Origin of the sequence: Serratia microhaemolytica, from assembly GCF_004011885.1 — a bacterium.
GTDB lineage: Bacteria > Pseudomonadota > Gammaproteobacteria > Enterobacterales > Enterobacteriaceae > Serratia_G > Serratia_G microhaemolytica.
Genome location: NZ_SBEF01000044.1, coordinates 1 through 19,980 on the forward strand (window position 1 = coordinate 1; position 19,980 = coordinate 19,980).

Annotated in this window: 16 protein-coding genes; 2 read left to right on the top strand and 14 right to left on the bottom strand. The window is 50.1% G+C overall.

The annotated features are described in order from the left end of the window. Nucleotides 1-559 precede the first annotated feature (559 nt). Together purH and purD are read left to right on the top strand one after the other, a co-directional pair. Nucleotides 560-2,152, top strand: coding sequence for a bifunctional phosphoribosylaminoimidazolecarboxamide formyltransferase/IMP cyclohydrolase (gene purH / locus EOJ37_RS12400; RefSeq protein ID WP_127960222.1), 1,593 nt, complete (start codon nt 560-562; stop codon nt 2,150-2,152). Nucleotides 2,153-2,203: 51 nt separating this feature from the next. After that, nucleotides 2,204-3,496 carry a phosphoribosylamine--glycine ligase gene (gene purD, locus EOJ37_RS12405; RefSeq protein WP_127960223.1) on the top strand — a complete coding sequence of 431 codons (1,293 nt, stop codon included), beginning with the start codon at nt 2,204-2,206 and terminating at the stop codon, nt 3,494-3,496. 60 nt (nt 3,497-3,556) lie between these two features. On the opposite strand, the gene EOJ37_RS12410 is transcribed toward purD, so the two are convergent. From EOJ37_RS12410 to EOJ37_RS12475, 14 genes are all read right to left on the bottom strand, one after another. Continuing rightward, entirely contained in the window at nt 3,557-4,213 is a 657-nt protein-coding gene (locus EOJ37_RS12410) for a DUF1481 domain-containing protein (protein WP_127960224.1), read from the bottom strand. 52 nt (nt 4,214-4,265) lie between these two features. Beyond that, nucleotides 4,266-4,541, bottom strand: coding sequence for a nucleoid-associated protein HU-alpha (gene hupA / locus EOJ37_RS12415; protein WP_127960225.1), 276 nt, complete (start codon nt 4,539-4,541; stop codon nt 4,266-4,268). 202 nt (nt 4,542-4,743) lie between these two features. Then, a complete protein-coding gene (locus EOJ37_RS12420; RefSeq protein WP_127960226.1) occupies nt 4,744-5,334 on the bottom strand; it encodes a YjaG family protein in 591 nt (196 codons plus the stop codon). A 69-nt stretch (nt 5,335-5,403) separates the two neighbouring features. Next, on the bottom strand, nt 5,404-6,471 hold the full coding sequence (gene hemE / locus EOJ37_RS12425; protein ID WP_127960227.1) for a uroporphyrinogen decarboxylase: 1,068 nt from the start codon (nt 6,469-6,471) through the stop codon (nt 5,404-5,406). Between the two features lie 13 nt (nt 6,472-6,484). Beyond that, the gene (gene nudC, locus EOJ37_RS12430; protein ID WP_127960236.1) at nt 6,485-7,252 is read right to left on the bottom strand and encodes an NAD(+) diphosphatase; all 768 of its coding nucleotides are present in this window, start codon (nt 7,250-7,252) and stop codon (nt 6,485-6,487) included. A 196-nt stretch (nt 7,253-7,448) separates the two neighbouring features. Continuing rightward, nucleotides 7,449-11,672: a DNA-directed RNA polymerase subunit beta' gene (gene rpoC / locus EOJ37_RS12435; protein ID WP_127960228.1), complete on the bottom strand. Its 4,224-nt coding sequence runs from the start codon at nt 11,670-11,672 to the stop codon at nt 7,449-7,451. A 169-nt stretch (nt 11,673-11,841) separates the two neighbouring features. Further along, nucleotides 11,842-15,870, bottom strand: coding sequence for a DNA-directed RNA polymerase subunit beta (rpoB, locus tag EOJ37_RS12440; protein ID WP_127960229.1), 4,029 nt, complete (start codon nt 15,868-15,870; stop codon nt 11,842-11,844). Between the two features lie 326 nt (nt 15,871-16,196). Further along, on the bottom strand, nt 16,197-16,565 hold the full coding sequence (gene rplL / locus EOJ37_RS12445) for a 50S ribosomal protein L7/L12 (RefSeq protein ID WP_127960230.1): 369 nt from the start codon (nt 16,563-16,565) through the stop codon (nt 16,197-16,199). Nucleotides 16,566-16,630: 65 nt separating this feature from the next. Continuing rightward, the gene (gene rplJ, locus EOJ37_RS12450; protein WP_127960231.1) at nt 16,631-17,128 is read right to left on the bottom strand and encodes a 50S ribosomal protein L10; all 498 of its coding nucleotides are present in this window, start codon (nt 17,126-17,128) and stop codon (nt 16,631-16,633) included. Nucleotides 17,129-17,391: 263 nt separating this feature from the next. After that, nucleotides 17,392-18,096: a 50S ribosomal protein L1 gene (gene rplA, locus EOJ37_RS12455; protein ID WP_127960232.1), complete on the bottom strand. Its 705-nt coding sequence runs from the start codon at nt 18,094-18,096 to the stop codon at nt 17,392-17,394. 3 nt (nt 18,097-18,099) lie between these two features. Continuing rightward, on the bottom strand, nt 18,100-18,528 hold the full coding sequence (gene rplK, locus EOJ37_RS12460) for a 50S ribosomal protein L11 (protein ID WP_127960233.1): 429 nt from the start codon (nt 18,526-18,528) through the stop codon (nt 18,100-18,102). A 143-nt stretch (nt 18,529-18,671) separates the two neighbouring features. Beyond that, the gene (gene nusG / locus EOJ37_RS12465; RefSeq protein ID WP_127960234.1) at nt 18,672-19,217 is read right to left on the bottom strand and encodes a transcription termination/antitermination protein NusG; all 546 of its coding nucleotides are present in this window, start codon (nt 19,215-19,217) and stop codon (nt 18,672-18,674) included. A gap of 2 nt (nt 19,218-19,219) precedes the next feature. Next, complete coding sequence (secE, locus tag EOJ37_RS12470; protein ID WP_127960235.1) at nt 19,220-19,603, bottom strand: preprotein translocase subunit SecE; 384 nt, start codon at nt 19,601-19,603, stop codon at nt 19,220-19,222. A 260-nt stretch (nt 19,604-19,863) separates the two neighbouring features. Further along, nucleotides 19,864-19,980: EF-Tu C-terminal domain-related protein (locus tag EOJ37_RS12475; protein WP_445482723.1), on the bottom strand; the 117-nt coding region annotated here is incomplete at its 5' end.

The following is a 19,980-nucleotide window of genomic DNA, read 5'->3' on the forward strand; positions in this document are numbered from 1 at the left end:
ATTTACTTCTACGAGTCACTCTTCAAGACTTCATTTATTTCGCCGCTTGCGCAGCGTGATAACGGCCTTGTGAGTGCCCACACAGATTGTCTGATAAATTGTTAAAGAGCGTTGAGTTCACCGGCTCACCGACTGGCTCGAGGTGGCGTATATTACGCTTTCCTCTTTCAGAGTCAACCCCGTTTTTCAGGTTTTTCTCTCGACTGACGGAACTTTTGCAAACTTGCCTTTCGCTCCCAAGTCAGTGGTGGCGCATTATAAGCAGTTGTCGCTTAACCGCAACAACTATTTTTCACTCATTTCGCCGTTTGCTCAAACCCACAGCGTTATACGAGGTTATACCGAATTACACACAATCTTATCCACAGTTTCTATTTGGCGGCAAAATTTATGAGCAGTACGCAAACGTTTTCGCTACAATCGTTGCCCATGAAACCACCCCTGTTACCAAAGCGTTGTCGCCATTTGTTGCTGGCTTCTGTCTCGAATGCGAACAGTTTTCAGCTAACCGTTGGCATTTCGCTGTTTATAGTGCGAACCAAATCCAAGGGATAACATCATGCAACAACCTCGTCCAATCCGCCGAGCTTTGCTCAGCGTATCTGATAAAAGCGGCATCGTTGAATTTGCTCACGCTCTCTCCAGTCGTGGTGTAGAACTGCTTTCCACCGGTGGAACCGCCCGTTTACTGGCTGAAGCTGGCCTCTCTGTGACTGAAGTTTCTGACTATACTGGCTTCCCTGAAATGATGGACGGACGAGTAAAAACCCTGCATCCGAAGGTGCATGGTGGCATTCTTGGCCGACGTGGGCAGGATGATGCGATCATGGCACAACATGCGATTGAGCCAATCGATATGGTGGTGGTCAATCTCTACCCATTCGCACAAACTGTCGCTCGTGCTGATTGTTCACTGGCTGATGCCGTTGAGAATATCGATATTGGTGGCCCCACCATGGTGCGCTCAGCAGCCAAGAACCATCATGATGTCGCAATTGTGGTAAATAGTGCCGATTACAACGCTATTATCAACGAGATAGATAACAATGCCGGCTCGCTGCATTATTCAACCCGTTTTGATTTGGCGATCAAAGCCTTTGAGCACACCGCTGCGTATGACAGTATGATCGCAAACTATTTTGGCACACTGGTAGCACCTTATTACGGTGATACTGACCAGCCTTCCGGTGCTTTCCCTCGCACGTTGAATCTTAACTACATCAAGAAACAAGATATGCGCTATGGTGAAAATAGCCACCAGCAAGCCGCTTTTTATATCGAACAACAAGTTAACGAGGCTTCGGTTGCCACTGCCGAGCAGTTACAGGGTAAGGCTCTCTCTTACAACAACATTGCCGATACTGATGCTGCTTTAGAGTGTGTGAAGGAGTTTGAACAACCCGCTTGTGTAATTGTTAAACATGCCAATCCCTGTGGCGTTGCGTTGGGTGACAACTTGTTATCAGCTTATCAGCGCGCTTACCAGACTGATCCAACCTCTGCTTTTGGTGGCATCATCGCTTTTAACCGTCAATTGGATCGGGAAACCGCGCAAGCGATCATTGAGCGTCAATTTGTTGAAGTGATCATTGCGCCCAGCATCAGTGATGAGGCACGTGCTGTGCTGGCTGCCAAGCAGAATGTGCGGGTGTTAGCTTGTGGCCAATGGCAGCAACAGCGTGTCGCCGGGTTAGACTTTAAGCGTGTCAATGGTGGTTTGCTGGTGCAACAGCGTGATCTTGGTATGGTGAATCACGCTAACTTACGTGTGGTATCTAGCCGTCAACCCACTGAACAAGAACTGTGTGATGCGCTTTTCTGCTGGAAAGTAGCCAAATTTGTTAAGTCGAATGCGATCGTCTACGCACGCGACAATATGACTATCGGCATTGGTGCAGGGCAGATGAGCCGTGTCTATTCAGCTAAAATTGCCGGGATTAAAGCAGCCGATGAAGGACTGACAGTGAGTGGTTCTGTGATGGCCTCTGATGCTTTTTTTCCATTCCGTGACGGTATTGATGCTGCTGCCGCTGTCGGTATTACCTGCGTGATCCAGCCTGGTGGCTCAATGCGTGATGATGAGGTGATTGCTGCCGCCAATGAGCATAATATTGCGATGATCTTTACCGGAATGCGCCACTTCCGCCACTAATTTTTTCTTTCCGGCGTGTGTCGAAATCGCGCGCCAGGTATGGAGTTTCTGATGAATATTTTAATTATCGGTAATGGTGGGCGCGAACATGCGTTGGCCTGGAAAGCCGCTCAATCACCGTTGGCGACCAATGTCTACGTCGCGCCAGGTAATGCTGGTACTGCTCAGGAAGCAAATTTGACCAATGTTGATATCGCACCGACCGATATTCCTGCTCTACTCGCGTTTGCTAAGAGTCATGCTGTTGATTTAACCATCGTTGGCCCTGAGGCGCCGCTGGTTCTGGGCGTTGTTGATGCATTTCAGGCGGCAGGGCTAACGATCTTCGGGCCGTCACAAGCTGCTGCACAACTGGAAGGCTCAAAAGCCTTTACCAAAGATTTTCTCGCACGCCACGCGATCCCAACCGCAAATTATCAAAACTTTACCGATGTCGATGCCGCACTCGCCTATGTGCGTCAGCAAAGCATCCCAATTGTGATCAAAGCTGATGGCCTAGCCGCCGGTAAAGGCGTGATCGTGGCAACCACATTAGCAGAAGCCGAAGCCGCTATTCGGGATATGTTAGCGGGTAACGCCTTTGGTCAGGCTGGGCATCGGATTGTGATCGAGGAGTTTCTCGAAGGTGAAGAGGCCAGCTTTATCGTTATGGTCGATGGTGAAAATGTGCTACCGATGGCCACCAGCCAGGATCATAAGCGGGTAGGTGATGGTGATAGTGGGCCAAATACTGGCGGCATGGGCGCTTACTCTCCTGCTCCAGTAGTGAGTGATGAAATTCACCAGCGCATTATGCAGCAGGTGATTTGGCCAACCGTGCGTGGTATGGCGGCGGAAGGTAACACCTATGTCGGTTTTCTCTACGCTGGTCTAATGATTTCTGCCGAGGGACAACCCAAGGTGATTGAGTTCAATTGCCGCTTTGGTGATCCAGAGACACAGCCGATTATGCTGCGGTTACGCTCCGATTTGGTTGAGTTATGTCTAGCAGGCACCGAAGGCAAGCTGGCAGAGAAAAACTCAACATGGGATCCGCGTCCTGCACTTGGCGTTGTGCTTGCTGCGGGCGGATATCCGGGTGATTACCGTGTGGGTGATGTCATCACCGGCCTCCCTCAACAGGAAGTCGAAGATGTTAAAGTTTTCCATGCTGGCACACGTCTGCAGGATTCCAAAGTTGTCACCAGCGGTGGTAGGGTGCTCTGTGTCACGGCGTTGGGTGAGAGTGTGTCGGCGGCACAGCAGCGTGCTTACCAAGCAGCACAATCGATTATTTGGCAGGACAGTTTCTACCGCCGGGATATCGGCTACCGGGCAATTGCACGTGAGAATGAGGGCAACTAACTAGGATTGTGCTGGTTAATGGTGTTAGCAAGGTTCGTTCTCCAGAGCCTTGCTACAGAATTAGAGTGTTTTTTCTGTTGGTTCCCAACGGCAAAAATCCTCGTTCGCTACCAGCAATAATTTTCGACCTGGTGGCCCATCAAGCCAGGCAACACTTACCGGCTGTTTGCTCTTCGCTGCCCGTTTGGCAATCCACGCCTCTGCTTCTCTGTCCAGATTAGTTTTTACCACACTGCCGCTACAGAGTGTCATCACGCCTTGCTGCCATTGACCTTGCCATAACTTTATCCCTTGCTGATTAAGCAGATCACTTTTTTCTAGGATGGCACGTGCCTGCTGTTGATAAAGTGCAATTTCATCACCGGAAAGTTTCTGTCGTTGCGTGGGTAACTGGCGCTGCATAAAACTGACCGTACCATTGCTGGTAAAGCGTAACAGGATGGAATCACGCTGTTCTGCTGCATCGACTCGCCGAATTTGGAACAGCAATCCACGACGATATTCATACAGTGTGGTGATCGTGCCCGCACCGTGATAAGGCGTGTAGACGCTCATCAGTGCCTGGGGATGTTGATTGGCATCATCTCTGCGCCAGATACGCATCACGCCGCTGTCGGTGGTAAAACCGCTGGCAGTGAAGGTCGGCTGGGTTGAACGCCCACTGCTACAGGCATTCAGGATACTGAGCAGCACGACCAGAACAGCCGATCGCTGCATAAACAAAAGGGGCTTGTGTGCCCCCTTGTTTATCTTTTGCTTTAACACGCGATTAAGACTTCACCGCATCTTTTAATGCTTTACCAGCAACAAATGCCGGCACATTAGCCGCTGCGATTTTGATTTCTTTACCGGTTTGTGGATTGCGCCCTGTACGTTCACTACGGTGGTTGACCTTAAAAGTACCGAAACCAACCAATTGCACTGCATCACCCTCTTTGAGAGACTCGGTAATGGCAGTCAAGGTAGACTCCAAAGCCAGTTTTGCCTGAGCTTTAGAAAGATCAGCCTTGTCTGCAATTACATCAATCAGTTGAGTTTTGTTCATAAATTATCCTTACAGTATGTTTATTGTTTGCAGAGTATCAAGTGTGGCGGACACGCTGATTCAACCATATTACTTGAAGTTGTAGCGCTGTTGGTAGTTTTCTACAACATTAAACACAAATTTGCGCCCAATAACCGCATTCAATGTTTGCCGTAATGCCTCTCTAGCAAACAAGCGCAGCACACGGTGATTTCTGCTGCAGTTATGGCATTAATGTAATGCCGATATTGCTCACTGCGGCTTCGCGTAAGTCAGCGCGCAATCCCTTTATCAGTTCCAAATCACGCTCTTCACATGCAACCAATAAGCGGTATATTTCCCACTGGATATCCCACTCTTGTTCGATCGCCGGCAGCACTTTCAACTGCTCGTCGTTCATCTCTTCGCCCGCCTGAGTCATCTCTAGCATTGCCACAGTACGGATTGAAGTCTCACTGATGGTGATCGCATGTTCTAACGTATCACCACTCAAACAAGCGTGAAGCAATTCCCCAAGAGCGATACAGGCATCAATCGCTGGGTAAACACCATATAGGTCATACTCTTCCGCAACTGGGATAACGACTTCCAGTTTTTCTAACTGACTATCGAAATTGACCTTAGCATCTTTGACCACCAATGTTTCCCAAACTAGATCGATAATCCGGCGGTAGATTGCTGGGTCAGCAAACGCGGTTTGCTGGCAAAACATCCGGTAATTTGGATACATACGCTCACATAAGCTGGCCATGAATGTTAAATGTTGCCAGCTTGCCAGTTTTTCTAACCGTAGATGAAGGGGATTACGCAGCATTGTTTTAACCTTAGCCATTGTTTGCCGCGCAGTGTACCGGAAAGTACCTCAGCCGACATCTGTTACCACTTAACGCGGATGATATTGAGCCGACAGGGCATGAACAGCCGCCACGAAAGCCCCGGCATGTTCTGGTGCAACATCTTGGTGAATACCGTGCCCCAGGTTAAATACGTGCCCCGTGCCAGTACCAAACTCGGCCAGTATGCCGGCAACTTCTTGAGTAATCCGCTCTGGCGGCGCATACAGTACCGACGGATCCATATTCCCCTGTAACGCTACCTTATCGCCAACACGCCGACGTGCGTCAGCGATTGAGGTGGTCCAATCTAAACCCAGTGCATCACAGCCCGTTGCTGCCATCGCTTCCAACCACTGCCCACCACCTTTGGTAAACAGTGTGACTGGAACACGGCGCTGTTCGTGCTCACGTATTAGGCCATCCACAATTTTATGCATATAGTGCAAGGAAAATTCAGCATAATCACGCCCAGTCAATACGCCCCCCCAGGTGTCAAATACCATCACTGACTGCGCACCTGCACGGATTTGTGCGTTGAGATAACTGATCACGCTATCGGCCAGTTTGTCTAACAGCAGATGCAGTGTCTGTGGTTCGGCATACATCATTTTCTTCAGTTTGGTAAAGGCTTTGCTGCTGCCTCCCTCAACCATATAAGTTGCCAATGTCCACGGGCTGCCAGAGAAACCAATCAGCGGTACCGCACCTTTCAACTCTCGCCGGATGGTACGGACAGCATTCATCACATAGCCTAATTCATCTTCCGGATCACACTGTGGCAATTTCTCTACATCAGCACGGCAGGTTATCGGCCGACTAAAACGCGGACCTTCGCCCGCCTCAAAATAGAGCCCAAGCCCCATAGCATCCGGTACGGTGAGAATATCAGAAAACAGGATCGCCGCATCAAGCGGGTAACGGCGCAATGGCTGTAATGTCACTTCGCAAGCCAACTCAGCATTTTTGCATAATGACATGAAATCACCCGCCTGAGCGCGTGTTGCTTTGTACTCAGGGAGATAGCGGCCAGCCTGACGCATCATCCATACCGGGGTAACATCTACTGGCTGACGCAGCAGCGCACGCAGGTAACGATCATTCTTTAATACATTCATTGATAGTGCTCACTTATGCTTCACGACATAACACGACGGTATCTTCGATCAGGCGGCGTGCTATGGTACCTGGTGGCGGTAACATTGGCAGTTGGTCATAACGATACCAACCAATATCGAGTAATTCGCTTGGATCTGCTTGCAGCTCGCCCGACTGGTAATCGGCCATGAATGCAACCATCAGCGAATGCGGAAATGGCCAGGGTTGTGACGCAACATAGCGTAGATTTTTGACCACAATCTGGCTCTCTTCCATCACTTCACGCGCCACTGCCTGTTCCAGAGTTTCTCCCACCTCAACAAATCCGGCCAATACAGTATAAATGCCTCCACGGTGGCGCAGATGCTGTGCCAATAAAATTTGATCACCACGGCGAATAGCCATGATCACACAAGGCGCAATTTGCGGATAATAGCGCTCATGGCAGTGGCTACACAGGCAGGCGTTCTCAGTTCGGCTCAGGTGCATTGGATGACTACAGTAACCACAAAAACGGTGTGAGCGATAAAACTCGGCAAGCTGCACGCCTCGTCCGGCTAACTGAAACAGATCATGTTCGATAGTGAGCAATTGGCGAGGTGAAGCCATGCTTGCTGACATTTCATGACAAATCAGCCAAACTGCTGCCCCCTGCCACTCACCTATCTGACGGGCAGGAAAACCGGTCAGAGACCACGCCGCAGCAGAACCAAACGGCAGTTCACCTTTCGGCAACCAAATCTTACCGGCATGGCTGACAATCCACCAACCCTGTTCACTACCGGTTACTTTCCTTTCGATATGTGCTTGCAAGAATTTTACTCCACCCGCGATGAGAGAATATGTTGCTAACAAATTATCAGGCGATGATATCACCTTTAATCTAACGGGAAAATTGAGTGCTTAACACAACATAAAACAGGAATAATCATAAAAAAACCCCAGCCACTAAAGCTGGGGTTCTGATCACTACAGTTACGCTAACTGGCTAGATGACTTATTCGTCATCACCACCAAGGTTACCGGCATTGAGCAACTCGGCCAAATTGGCGGTTGCCTCTTCAGCACTCACTTGTGCAACCACCGGTGTTTCACCTTGTGCTCTACGGCGAATGCGATCCTGATGATAGGCATAACCAGTACCGGCCGGGATCAGACGACCAACGATTACGTTTTCCTTCAGGCCACGCAGTTCATCACGTTTACCCGCAACCGCTGCTTCAGTCAGGACACGGGTGGTTTCCTGGAACGATGCCGCAGAAATAAACGACTCTGTTGCCAGAGAAGCTTTGGTGATACCGAGCAGATCGCGCGTGAAGGTTGCTTCGATCTTGCCTGCGGCCGCGAGCTGACGGTTCGCTATCTTGATGCGTGAGACTTCCGCCTGTTCGCCTTCAAGGAACTCGCTGCCACCCGCACTGGCGATGGTCGCTTTACGCAACATTTGACGCACGATAACTTCGATATGCTTATCGTTAATCTTAACGCCTTGTAAGCGATAAACTTCCTGTACTTCATTGGTGATATAACGGGTCACCGCATTCACACCACGTAGCCGTAGGATGTCATGTGGTGATTCTGGACCGTCGGAAACAACGTCACCGCGCTCAACAATTTCACCTTCAAACACGTTGAGCTGACGCCATTTGGGGATCATCTCTTCGTAAGGATCACTGCCATCCAGCGGTGTGATCACCAAGCGGCGTTTGCCTTTGGTCTCTTTACCAAACGAGATGATACCGCTGATTTCTGCCAGGATTGCCGGCTCTTTCGGACGGCGAGCTTCGAACAGATCAGCTACGCGTGGCAGACCACCGGTAATATCCTTAGTACCGCCAGATTCTTGTGGAATACGCGCTAAGGTATCACCAGCCGCAATCTGAACACCATCTTCAAGCTGCACTATCGCCTTACCCGGCAGGAAGTATTGTGCTGGCATGTCAGTACCAGGGATCAGCACATCTTCACCCTGCGCATCAACAATCTTCAGCGCTGGACGCAGATCTTTACCGCTACCGGTACGCTCCGCACTATCCAGTACCACCAGTGAAGACAAACCGGTCAATTCATCGGTCTGACGGGTAATCGTCTGCCCATCAACCATATCGGCAAAGCGGATGAAGCCACTCACTTCACTGATAACCGGCATGGTGTGTGGGTCCCAGTTCGCTACCGTTTCACCACCAGCAACCTCTGCACCGTCACCTTTCGCCATCACCGCACCGTAAGGCACTTTATAGCTCTCTTTGGTACGACCAAATTCGTCGATCAGCTTCAACTCGGTATTACGTGAGGTAATCACCAGTTTACCGGCAGCATTCATCACGAACTTAACGTTACCCAGTTTCAGGCTACCTTTGTTCTTAACTTGGATGCTTGACTCTGCTGCCGCACGCGATGCCGCACCACCAATGTGGAAGGTACGCATCGTCAACTGGGTTCCTGGCTCACCGATCGATTGTGCCGCAATAACACCAATCGCTTCACCTTTGTTGATCAGGTGACCTCGCGCCAAATCACGACCATAACAGTTAGCACAAACACCAAAGTCAGTTTCACAACTTACTACTGAACGTACTTTGACGCTGTCGACCGAGTTCTCTTCCAACAGATCACACCAGCTCTCATTCAGCAAGGTGTTACGTGGCACCAGGATATCCGCAGTACCCGGCTTCAGCACATCTTCCGCCGTTACCCGGCCCAGCACGCGCTCACGCAGAGGCTCTTTAACATCGCCCCCTTCGATCACCGGTGTCATGACAATGCCGTTATGTGTACCACAGTCATCTTCAGTCACCACCAGGTCTTGTGCGACGTCAACCAGACGGCGGGTCAAGTAACCGGAGTTTGCTGTCTTCAATGCGGTATCGGCCAAGCCTTTACGCGCACCGTGGGTGGAGATGAAGTACTGTAGTACGTTCAAACCTTCACGGAAGTTTGCTGTGATCGGCGTTTCAATGATTGAACCGTCCGGTTTAGCCATCAAACCACGCATACCAGCCAACTGACGGATCTGTGCGGCTGAACCACGCGCACCCGAATCAGCCATCATAAAGATGCTGTTAAACGAGACTTGTTGTTCAACTTCACCATCACGGTTTACCACGTCTTCAACTGACAGGTTTTCCATCATCGCCTTGGCAACACGTTCGTTCGCCGCTGCCCAGATGTCGATCACTTTGTTGTATCGTTCACCCGCCGTTACCAGACCTGATTGGAACTGCTCCTGGATCTCTGCAACTTCAGTCTCTGCCTCTTCGATGATCTCGGCTTTTTTCTCCGGGATCACCATGTCGTCAATCCCTACTGAAGCGCCAGAACGCGCTGCATAGGCAAAACCGGTGTACATGATCTGGTCAGCAAAAATAACCGTCGGCTTCAGCCCCAAAATACGGTAGCAGGTATTCAGCATCTTCGAGATCGCTTTTTTACCTAGCGTCTGGTTGACGATAGAGTATGGTAACCCTCTCGGTACAATCATCCACAAGATGGCACGACCAATGGTGGTATCGACCAGGCTGGTCTGGTGAACCGTCTCACCTTCGGTGCTTCTGATCTCTTCGGTAATACGCACTTTCACCCGCGCATGAAGCGATGCCAAACCAGCACGATAGACGCGTTCCGCTTCTTTCGGCCCAGTGAGCACCATGCCTTCACCTTTGGCGTTCACGCAGTCGCGGGTCATGTAGTAAAGCCCCAACACCACGTCCTGAGAAGGTACGATGATCGGCTCACCATTCGCCGGTGACAGGATGTTGTTGGTTGACATCATCAGCGCACGCGCTTCCAACTGTGCTTCTAGCGTCAGTGGAACGTGAACCGCCATTTGGTCACCGTCGAAGTCGGCGTTATAGGCAGCACAAACCAGCGGATGTAGCTGGATCGCTTTACCTTCAATCAGCACTGGCTCAAATGCCTGAATACCCAAACGGTGTAGTGTCGGAGCACGGTTCAGCAGCACGGGATGCTCACGGATCACCTCATCGAGGATATCCCAAACCACGGCCTCTTCACGCTCAACCATTTTCTTGGCCGCTTTGATGGTGGTGGCTAAACCACGCAGCTCTAACTTACCGTAGATAAAAGGTTTGAACAGCTCAAGAGCCATTTTCTTAGGTAAACCGCACTGATGCAGACGCAGGTATGGGCCAACGGTGATCACCGAACGCCCAGAGTAGTCAACACGCTTACCCAGCAGGTTTTGACGGAAACGTCCCTGCTTACCTTTAATCATGTCAGCCAGTGACTTGAGTGGGCGCTTGTTAGAGCCGGTGATGGCACGACCACGACGGCCATTGTCCAGCAATGCATCCACCGCTTCTTGCAGCATCCGTTTTTCGTTACGCACGATGATATCTGGCGCAGCCAGATCAAGCAGGCGTTTCAAGCGGTTGTTACGGTTAATCACACGGCGATAGAGATCGTTCAGATCTGAAGTCGCAAAACGACCACCATCCAGCGGCACCAATGGACGCAAATCCGGTGGCAGTACTGGCAATACCGTTAAGATCATCCACTCCGGCTTATTGCCAGACTGTACGAACGCCTCCAGTAATTTGATGCGTTTGGTCAGCTTCTTACGTTTAGTTTCGGAGTTGGTCTCATTCAGCTCTTCACGCAGTTGCTCACACTCTGCTTCCAGATCCATATTTTTCAGTAAGATCTGGATCGCTTCTGCACCCATTTTGGCGTCAAACTCGTCACCAAACTCTTCCAGTGCATCGAGGTACTGCTCTTCTGTCAGGATCTGGCGACGCTCAAGGTTGGTCATGCCACCTTCAACCACGACATAAGATTCAAAATAGAGCACACGCTCAATGTCGCGCAGCGGCATATCAAGCAGTAAGCCGATACGTGATGGCAGTGATTTCAAAAACCAGATATGTGCCGTTGCTGAGGCCAGTTCAATATGCCCCATGCGCTCACGGCGCACTTTGGTTTGTGTGACTTCAACGCCGCACTTCTCGCAGATCACCCCACGGTGCTTCAAGCGCTTATATTTACCGCACAGGCACTCATAATCTTTCACTGGCCCGAAAATACGAGCACAGAATAGGCCGTCACGTTCTGGTTTGAACGTGCGGTAATTTATGGTTTCTGGCTTTTTAACTTCACCAAATGACCAAGAACGGATCATATCTGGCGAGGCCAGAGCAATTTTGATTGCATCAAACTCTTCGGTTTTGGTTTGCGCTTTCAGAAACTTCAATAAGTCTTTCACGGATTGGCTCCTGTCGGAGTTAAACCTGTTGGGTAGACAGTATTTGCTGCTGTTCCGCTTCAGTCTCACTTAACTGATGCGGAAATCTGCCTGCCATACTGCATACCCGTGTGACTTGGGCAATCACGCACTGGCTACCCAAGCCCGGCAGCCAGTGCTGGAACAACGGTTACTCGTCTTCCAGTTCGATATTGATACCGAGCGAGCGGATCTCCTTCAACAATACGTTGAACGATTCCGGCATTCCCGGTTCCATACGGTGATCACCATCCACGATGTTTTTGTACATTTTGGTACGACCATTCACATCATCCGACTTCACAGTCAGCATCTCCTGCAGGGTGTACGCAGCACCATAAGCTTCCAGCGCCCATACTTCCATCTCACCAAAGCGTTGGCCACCAAACTGTGCCTTACCACCAAGCGGTTGCTGGGTGACTAAGCTGTAAGAACCTGTGGAACGTGCGTGCATCTTATCGTCAACCAAGTGGTTGAGTTTCAGCATGTACATGTAGCCAACAGTTACCTGACGCTCAAACTTCTCACCAGTACGGCCGTCGAACAGCGTAATTTGACCAGAAGTTGGTACCCCGCCCATTTCGAGCAGTTGTTTGATCTCGGTCTCTTTCGCACCATCAAACACTGGTGTAGCAATCGGCATCCCCTTCTTCAGGTTCTCTGCTAACCGCAACACTTCCTCGTCACTGAAGCTGCTCAAGTCAACTTTCTGGCAAACGCCATCACCCAGATCGTAAGCTTTCTGGATGAATTCACGCAGTTTGGCCACTTCCTGTTGCTGCTTAAGCATCTGGTTGATTTTGTCACCAATGCCTTTTGCGGCCATGCCTAGGTGTGTTTCCAGGATCTGACCGATGTTCATCCGCGAAGGGACACCCAGCGGGTTGAGCACGATATCAACGGGGGTGCCGTTTTCATCGTAAGGCATGTCTTCGATCGGGTTGATCTTGGAGATAACCCCTTTGTTACCGTGACGTCCAGCCATCTTGTCGCCTGGCTGGATCTGGCGTTTCACTGCCAGATAAACCTTGACGATTTTCAGTACACCTGGAGCTAAATCATCACCCTGGGTGATTTTCCGACGCTTATCATCGAGCTTTTTCTCAAACTCAGATTTCAGCTCGTCGTACTGTTCTGCCAGTTGCTCCAGTTGATTCTGCTTATCTTCGTCCGCTAAGCCCAACTCTAACCAACGCTCACGCGGCAGTTTGCCAAGTTTCTCGTCTTCGATTCCGCCAGCAACCAATACCGCGCGAATACGGGTAAACAGACCTGCTTCCAGGATTTGCAACTCTTCGGTCAGATCTTTCTTCGCCTGCTTGAGCTGCATCTCTTCGATTTCTAGCGCGCGCTTGTCTTTCTCGACACCATCACGCGTGAACACTTGCACATCGATGACAGTACCTGAAACACCGTTTGGCACACGCAGAGATGAGTCTTTAACGTCAGAGGCTTTTTCACCAAAAATCGCGCGTAGCAGCTTCTCTTCTGGCGTTAACTGGGTTTCACCTTTTGGTGTCACCTTACCAACCAGAATATCGCCACCGGTCACTTCAGCACCGATGTAGACAATACCTGACTCATCCAGCTTAGAGAGTGCCGCTTCACCAACGTTCGGGATGTCGGCAGTGATCTCTTCCGGCCCCAGTTTGGTATCACGTGACACGCAAGCCAGTTCCTGAATATGAATGGTGGTGAAGCGATCTTCTTGCACCACGCGCTCAGAAACCAGAATCGAGTCTTCGAAGTTGTAACCATTCCAAGGCATGAATGCGACGCGCATGTTCTGCCCCAGAGCCAGTTCACCCAGGTCTGTCGATGGGCCATCTGCCAGTACATCACCTCGCTCAACTGGCTCACCCAACGCCACACATGGCATCTGGTTAATGCAGGTGTTCTGGTTAGAACGGGTGTATTTGGTCAGGTTGTAGATGTCGATACCCGCTTCACCTGGGTTCATCTCATCTTCATTAACCTTAATAACGATACGCGAAGCATCGACATACTGGATCACACCACCACGTTTGGCTACCGCTGTTACACCGGAGTCTACTGCAACCGCGCGCTCCATACCGGTACCAACCAGTGGCTTGTCAGCACGCAGTGTCGGAACTGCCTGACGTTGCATGTTGGCACCCATCAGAGCACGGTTGGCGTCATCATGCTCCAAGAATGGGATCAATGATGCACCGACAGAGACGACCTGTTGAGTTGAAACGTCCATATAGTCAACCTGATCACGGCTAAATAGGCTCGATTCGCCCTTGCTGCGACAGGTGACCAGATCTTCTTCAAAGCGGCCTTCACTATCTAAGTTAGAGTTGGCCTGCGCGATGACGAAGTTACCCTCTTCAATTGCGGATAAGTAGTTAATTTCATCGGTAACGATGCCGTCACGGACACGACGGTAAGGCGTTTCTAGGAAGCCGTACTCGTTAGTCTGAGCATACACAGACAGAGAGTTGATCAGACCGATGTTTGGCCCTTCCGGTGTTTCAATCGGGCAGACGCGACCGTAGTGAGTCGGATGTACGTCACGCACTTCAAAGCCAGCGCGTTCACGGGTTAATCCCCCCGGCCCCAATGCCGAGATACGGCGCTTGTGGGTGATCTCAGACAGCGGGTTGTTCTGATCCATAAACTGCGACAGTTGGCTAGAGCCGAAAAACTCTTTCACTGCGGCAGAAATTGGCTTGGCGTTGATCATGTCCTGCGGCATCAGGGTATCAAGATCGCCCAATGAGAGGCGCTCTTTTACTGCGCGTTCAACACGCACCAAGCCAACACGGAACTGATTCTCGGCCATCTCACCGACGGAACGAATACGACGGTTGCCAAGGTGATCGATATCATCCACTTCGCCTTTACCGTTACGGATGTCGATCAGTTTCTTCATCACATCGATGATGTCATCTTTGCTCAGAATACCGGAACCTTCGATCTCTTCACGTAGCAGCGAGCTGTTGAACTTCATCCGTCCAACCGCTGAGAGATCATAACGATCTTCCGAGAAGAACAGGTTTTCGAACAGCGCTTCTGCCGCTTCACGCGTCGGTGGCTCACCCGGGCGCATCATGCGGTAGATCTCTACCAGCGCACTCAGGCGATCAGTGGTTGGGTCAACACGCAGCGTTTCAGAGATGTACGCTCCATGATCAAGATCGTTGGTGAATAGCGTCTCAATTTGCTTGTGACCAGACTGGCTAAGTTTGGCCAGCAGATCCAGCGACAATTCGGTGTTCGCTGGGCAGATCAGTTCGCCAGTGTTGGTATCGATGTAATCTTTCACCACCACTTTGCCGCAAATGTATTCAACCGGCACTTCAATGCTGCGCACTTCATCTTTTTCTAACAAGCGGATGTGGCGCGCGGTGATACGACGACCTTTCTCAACATACACTTTGCCATTGGCTTCAATATCAAACGATGCCGTCTCACCGCGCAAGCGCTCTGGAACCAGTTCCATTTGCAGCTTGTTGTCACGGATCTCAAAAACCACTTTGGCAAAGAACAGATCAAGGATCTGCTCGGTGGTGTAGTTCAGCGCACGTAAGATAATGGTGGCCGGCAGCTTGCGACGACGGTCGATACGCACAAACAGGTTGTCTTTCGGATCAAACTCGAAATCCAGCCAAGAACCACGGTAAGGAATAATGCGGGCGTTATACAGTACCTTACCAGATGAGTGAGTCTTTCCCTTGTCGCTGTCAAAAAACACGCCTGGGCTACGGTGTAACTGAGAAACAATCACCCGCTCTGTGCCGTTAATGACGAACGTACCGTTTTCAGTCATGAGCGGGATTTCGCCCATGTAAACTTCTTGTTCTTTGATGTCCTTAACCGTGCCTTCCGGTGCTTCGCGTTCATAAATCACTAAACGCAATTTCACCCGTAGTGGTGCAGAATAGGTGACACCACGGATCTGACACTCTTTGACATCAAACACCGGTTCAGCCAAGCGGTAGCTGACATACTGCAGCTCCGAACTTCCGCTGTAACTTTGAATAGGGAAAACAGAACGGAATGCGGCCTCTAAGCCGTATTGCCCTTCGGGATCTTGCTCGATAAACTTCTGGAACGAGTCAAGCTGGATAGAAAGGAGATAGGGAATGTCCAGAACTTGTGGACGTTTGCCAAAATCCTTACGAATACGTTTTTTCTCGGTATAGGAGTAAACCATAGGGCTCCTCAGCTCGCTGGAAAGTCGACCCAGTCTGTCCGTCCGACTTAGGACAGTTCATGCAACACCATTTTATCGACCGGAAAGCGAGAACACTCTCCGCAATACTCTTTTCTATCACGCTTAAATCATTTCATTGCCTTTGCCGCAACTGAGGTCGCACAGGGAAGCAGTATATTAAGTCGTCGATAGAAAGAAATATTGGGGTAAGTTAGTAGTCAAACAGTGTGAAACGCTACCAACTCCCTAGATCACAAAAAGGCTGGTGATTAAATAATCACCAGCCATCAGCCTGTCAACAGAGGCTGTACTCTGTGAAGTTAAATTTACTTAACTTCCACAGAAGCGCCAGCTTCTTCCAGAGATTTTTTCAGTGCTTCTGCGTCATCTTTGCTGATACCTTCTTTCAGTACAGCTGGTGCAGATTCTACCAGGTCTTTAGCTTCTTTCAGGCCAAGACCGGTTGCACCACGTACTGCTTTGATAACAGCAACTTTGTTTGCACCAACAGCAGAGAGAACTACATCAAACTCAGTTTTCTCTTCTACCGCTTCTGCTGGGCCAGCAGCAACAGCAACAGCCGCCGCAGCTGCAGAAACGCCGAACTTCTCTTCCATTGCAGAAATCAGTTCAACAACTTCCATAACGGACATCGCTGCAACTGCTTCCAGAATTTGGTCTTTAGTGATAGACATGACAATTGTTCCTAAAATTCAGAAATAGGGTGTATATACGTTAGCAAACGCGGAAAACAAGCAGCTTACGCAGCTTCTTTCTGATCGCGCAGAGCAGCCAGAGTGCGAACCAATTTGCCGGCAGCGGCTTCTTTCATGGTTGCCATCAGGCGTGCGATTGCTTCATCGTAAGTCGGCAGCGTTGCCAAGCGGTCGATCTGTGCCGCTGGGATTAGCTCACCTTCAAAGGCCGCAACTTTAACCTCGAACTTAGCATTCGCTTTAGCAAAATCTTTGAACAGACGGGCAGCAGCGCCTGGGTGTTCATTCGAGAATGCAATCAAGGTTGGACCGACAAACGTGTCTTTGAGGCATTCAAATTGAGTGCCTTCAACGATGCGGCGCATCAGCGTGTTACGAACAACACGCATGTAAACGCCAGCTTCACGACCTGCTTTACGCAGTTCAGTCATTTTGTCTACGGTGACGCCACGAGAATCCGCAACTACCGCAGACAGTGCGCCTTTGGCTACTTCACTGACTTCAGCAACAATCGCTTGTTTGTCTTGAAGATTTAATGCCATTAGCTTTTGCTCCTGGATTAGCCGGAGATGATTCCCCGGAACTCACTTCACTTTACACTGCAAGTTGATACCAACAGTGAAAGTGCCTAAATACGGTGAGCAGAATCCAGAAAAGACAATTTAAAAAATTTTCTTTAGGCTCTGTCACCGTCTACGCAGGCAAAATCGAGATTAAGTGCTAACGCACACCTGCGGTCTTGGACGGAGGCTTGGATAGGCCAAGCTCCAACCGAAAAATCTATCGCTCTATGTCAACGCGCCAATTAGTTAGCGGCAGCAGACAGACCACTCTGATCGATAGCAACACCTGCACCCATGGTGGTAGAAAGACTCACTTTCTTGATGTAAACACCTTTCGCCTGAGAAGGTTTAGCTCTCTTCAAGGCAATCAACAGTGCTTCCAGGTTCTCTTTCAACTTATCTGTGTCGAAATCAACCTTACCGATGGTGGTGTGGATAATACCGTTCTTATCATTACGGTAACGAACTTGACCGGCCTTAGCATTTTTCACTGCTTCAGCCACGTTCGGTGTCACTGTGCCGACTTTCGGGTTTGGCATCAGACCACGCGGGCCTAATACCTGACCGAGTTGACCGACAACACGCATAGCGTCTGGTGATGCAATCACCACGTCGAAGTTCATCTCACCCTTTTTAATCTGCTCAGCCAAATCTTCCATGCCCACAAGCTCTGCACCAGCAGCTTTAGCCGCTTCAGCATTAGGGCCTTGTGTGAACACCGCAACGCGAACACTGCGACCAGTACCGTGTGGCAGTACAGTAGCACCACGGACATTCTGGTCAGATTTACGAGCATCGATACCGAGGTTAACAGCAACGTCAACACTCTCAACAAATTTTGCTGTGGCCAGCTCTTTGAGCAGAGCAACAGCTTCGTTGATATCATATTGTTTGGTTGAATCCACTTTGTCGCGGATCTGCTTCATGCGCTTGGTTAGTTTAGCCATCTGTTAACCCTCCACTACCAGGCCCATGGAACGAGCTGTACCTTCGATGGAGCGGATCATCGCTTCAACGTTAGCACCTGTCATGTCCGCAGCTTTAGTTTCTGCAATTTCACGCACTTGCGCGCTGGTCACTTTGCCTACTTTATCTTTGTTCGGCTTACCAGAACCAGACTTGATACCCGCAGCTTTCTTCAACAGCACGGCAGCCGGTGGGGTTTTGGTAACAAATGTGAATGAGCGGTCAGAGTAGACAGTGATCACAACTGGGATCGGCAGGCCCTTTTCCATGCTATCAGTCTTAGCATTGAACGCCTTACAGAATTCCATGATGTTAACACCTTGTTGACCCAGTGCTGGACCAACAGGTGGACTTGGGTTAGCCATACCAGCTGACACTTGCAGCTTAACGTAGGCTTGTACTTTCTTAGCCATTGAAATTTCCTCGTATGGGTGGTATCGCCTCTGGCAGAGGCTCCCCGCGTTTTGCTTCGCTGAGCACAGCAAAGCTGTTAAAAACAAAAGGCGCGGAATTGTATTGTAATTCCTCGCCTATGACAAGAAGAAAAAACGAGCAATTAGCCCTTTTCCACCTGACTAAAATCGAGTTCAACCGGGGTAGCTCGCCCGAAGATAGAAACGGAGACCTTCAAGCGACTCTTCTCGTAGTCAACTTCTTCAACCACGCCATTGAAATCAGCAAACGGCCCATCATTAACACGCACCAGTTCGCCTGGTTCGAACAGTGTCTTCGGCCTTGGTTTATCGCCAACTTGCTGCAGGCGATTCATAATCGCATCAACTTCTTTATCGCTAATCGGTGCTGGGCGATCAGAAGTACCACCAATAAAACCTGTTACACGCGGCACGCTACGTACCAAATGCCAACTGGCATCATTCATTACCATCTGCACCAACACGTAGCCGGGAAAGAACTTGCGCTCACTCTTACGACGTTGGCCACTGCGAATTTCGACCACCTCTTCGGTCGGCACCATCACCTCACCGAACAGATCTTCCATCTTGTGCAGTTTGATATGCTCGCGTAGCGACTGAGCGACACGGCTTTCAAAACCAGAGAATGCCTGAACGACATACCAACGTTTTTTTTGCGCTTCCGACATGTTTAGAACCTCAGGGCAGTAATAAACGACACCAAACGAACTAGAACGCTATCCAGCCCCCACAAAATCAACGACATCACTGCAGTGACTGCCGCAACGATCAATGTGGTTTGCAACGTCTCCTGACGAGTCGGCCAGATCACCTTGCGCACTTCTGTACGCGCCTCACGCGCAAAAGCCACAGTCGCTTTGCCTTTCGCTGTCATGAGAGCTACAGCTCCAGCAAGCGCAATGAGCACCACTACGGCCAGCGCACGCAGTGGCAAACTGAAGTCACGGTAATAATAGTTACCAACGATAGCCACAACCAACAGGGCGACGACGATCAACCACTTGGCAACTTCCAGGCCACGCCCGCTCCCCTGAGCCTCGGTATTCGCACTCATAAACCAACCTGTCACTAATAAATTTCAACCAACCACTTTACCCTGCGCTTGCAAGGTAAACCGAACCGATATCGGTCCTTTATGCCCGATGTCGGTGTATCACGTAAAATGACATTCCTATATCAACACGGCCTAAGAGCCCATCTCATCGATGATTATGATGGCAAAATCGCTGATGAGATAGGTTCTAATTCGTGATGCAGAAAAAGGGCATCAGATGATGCCCTTTTAACGCGTATCTCGTCAAATGTTATCGGCGATTAAGCGATAACTTTAGCAACAACACCTGCACCTACGGTACGGCCACCTTCACGGATCGCAAAACGCAAACCGTCGTCCATCGCGATTGGGTGGATCAGGGTAACAACCATGTTCAC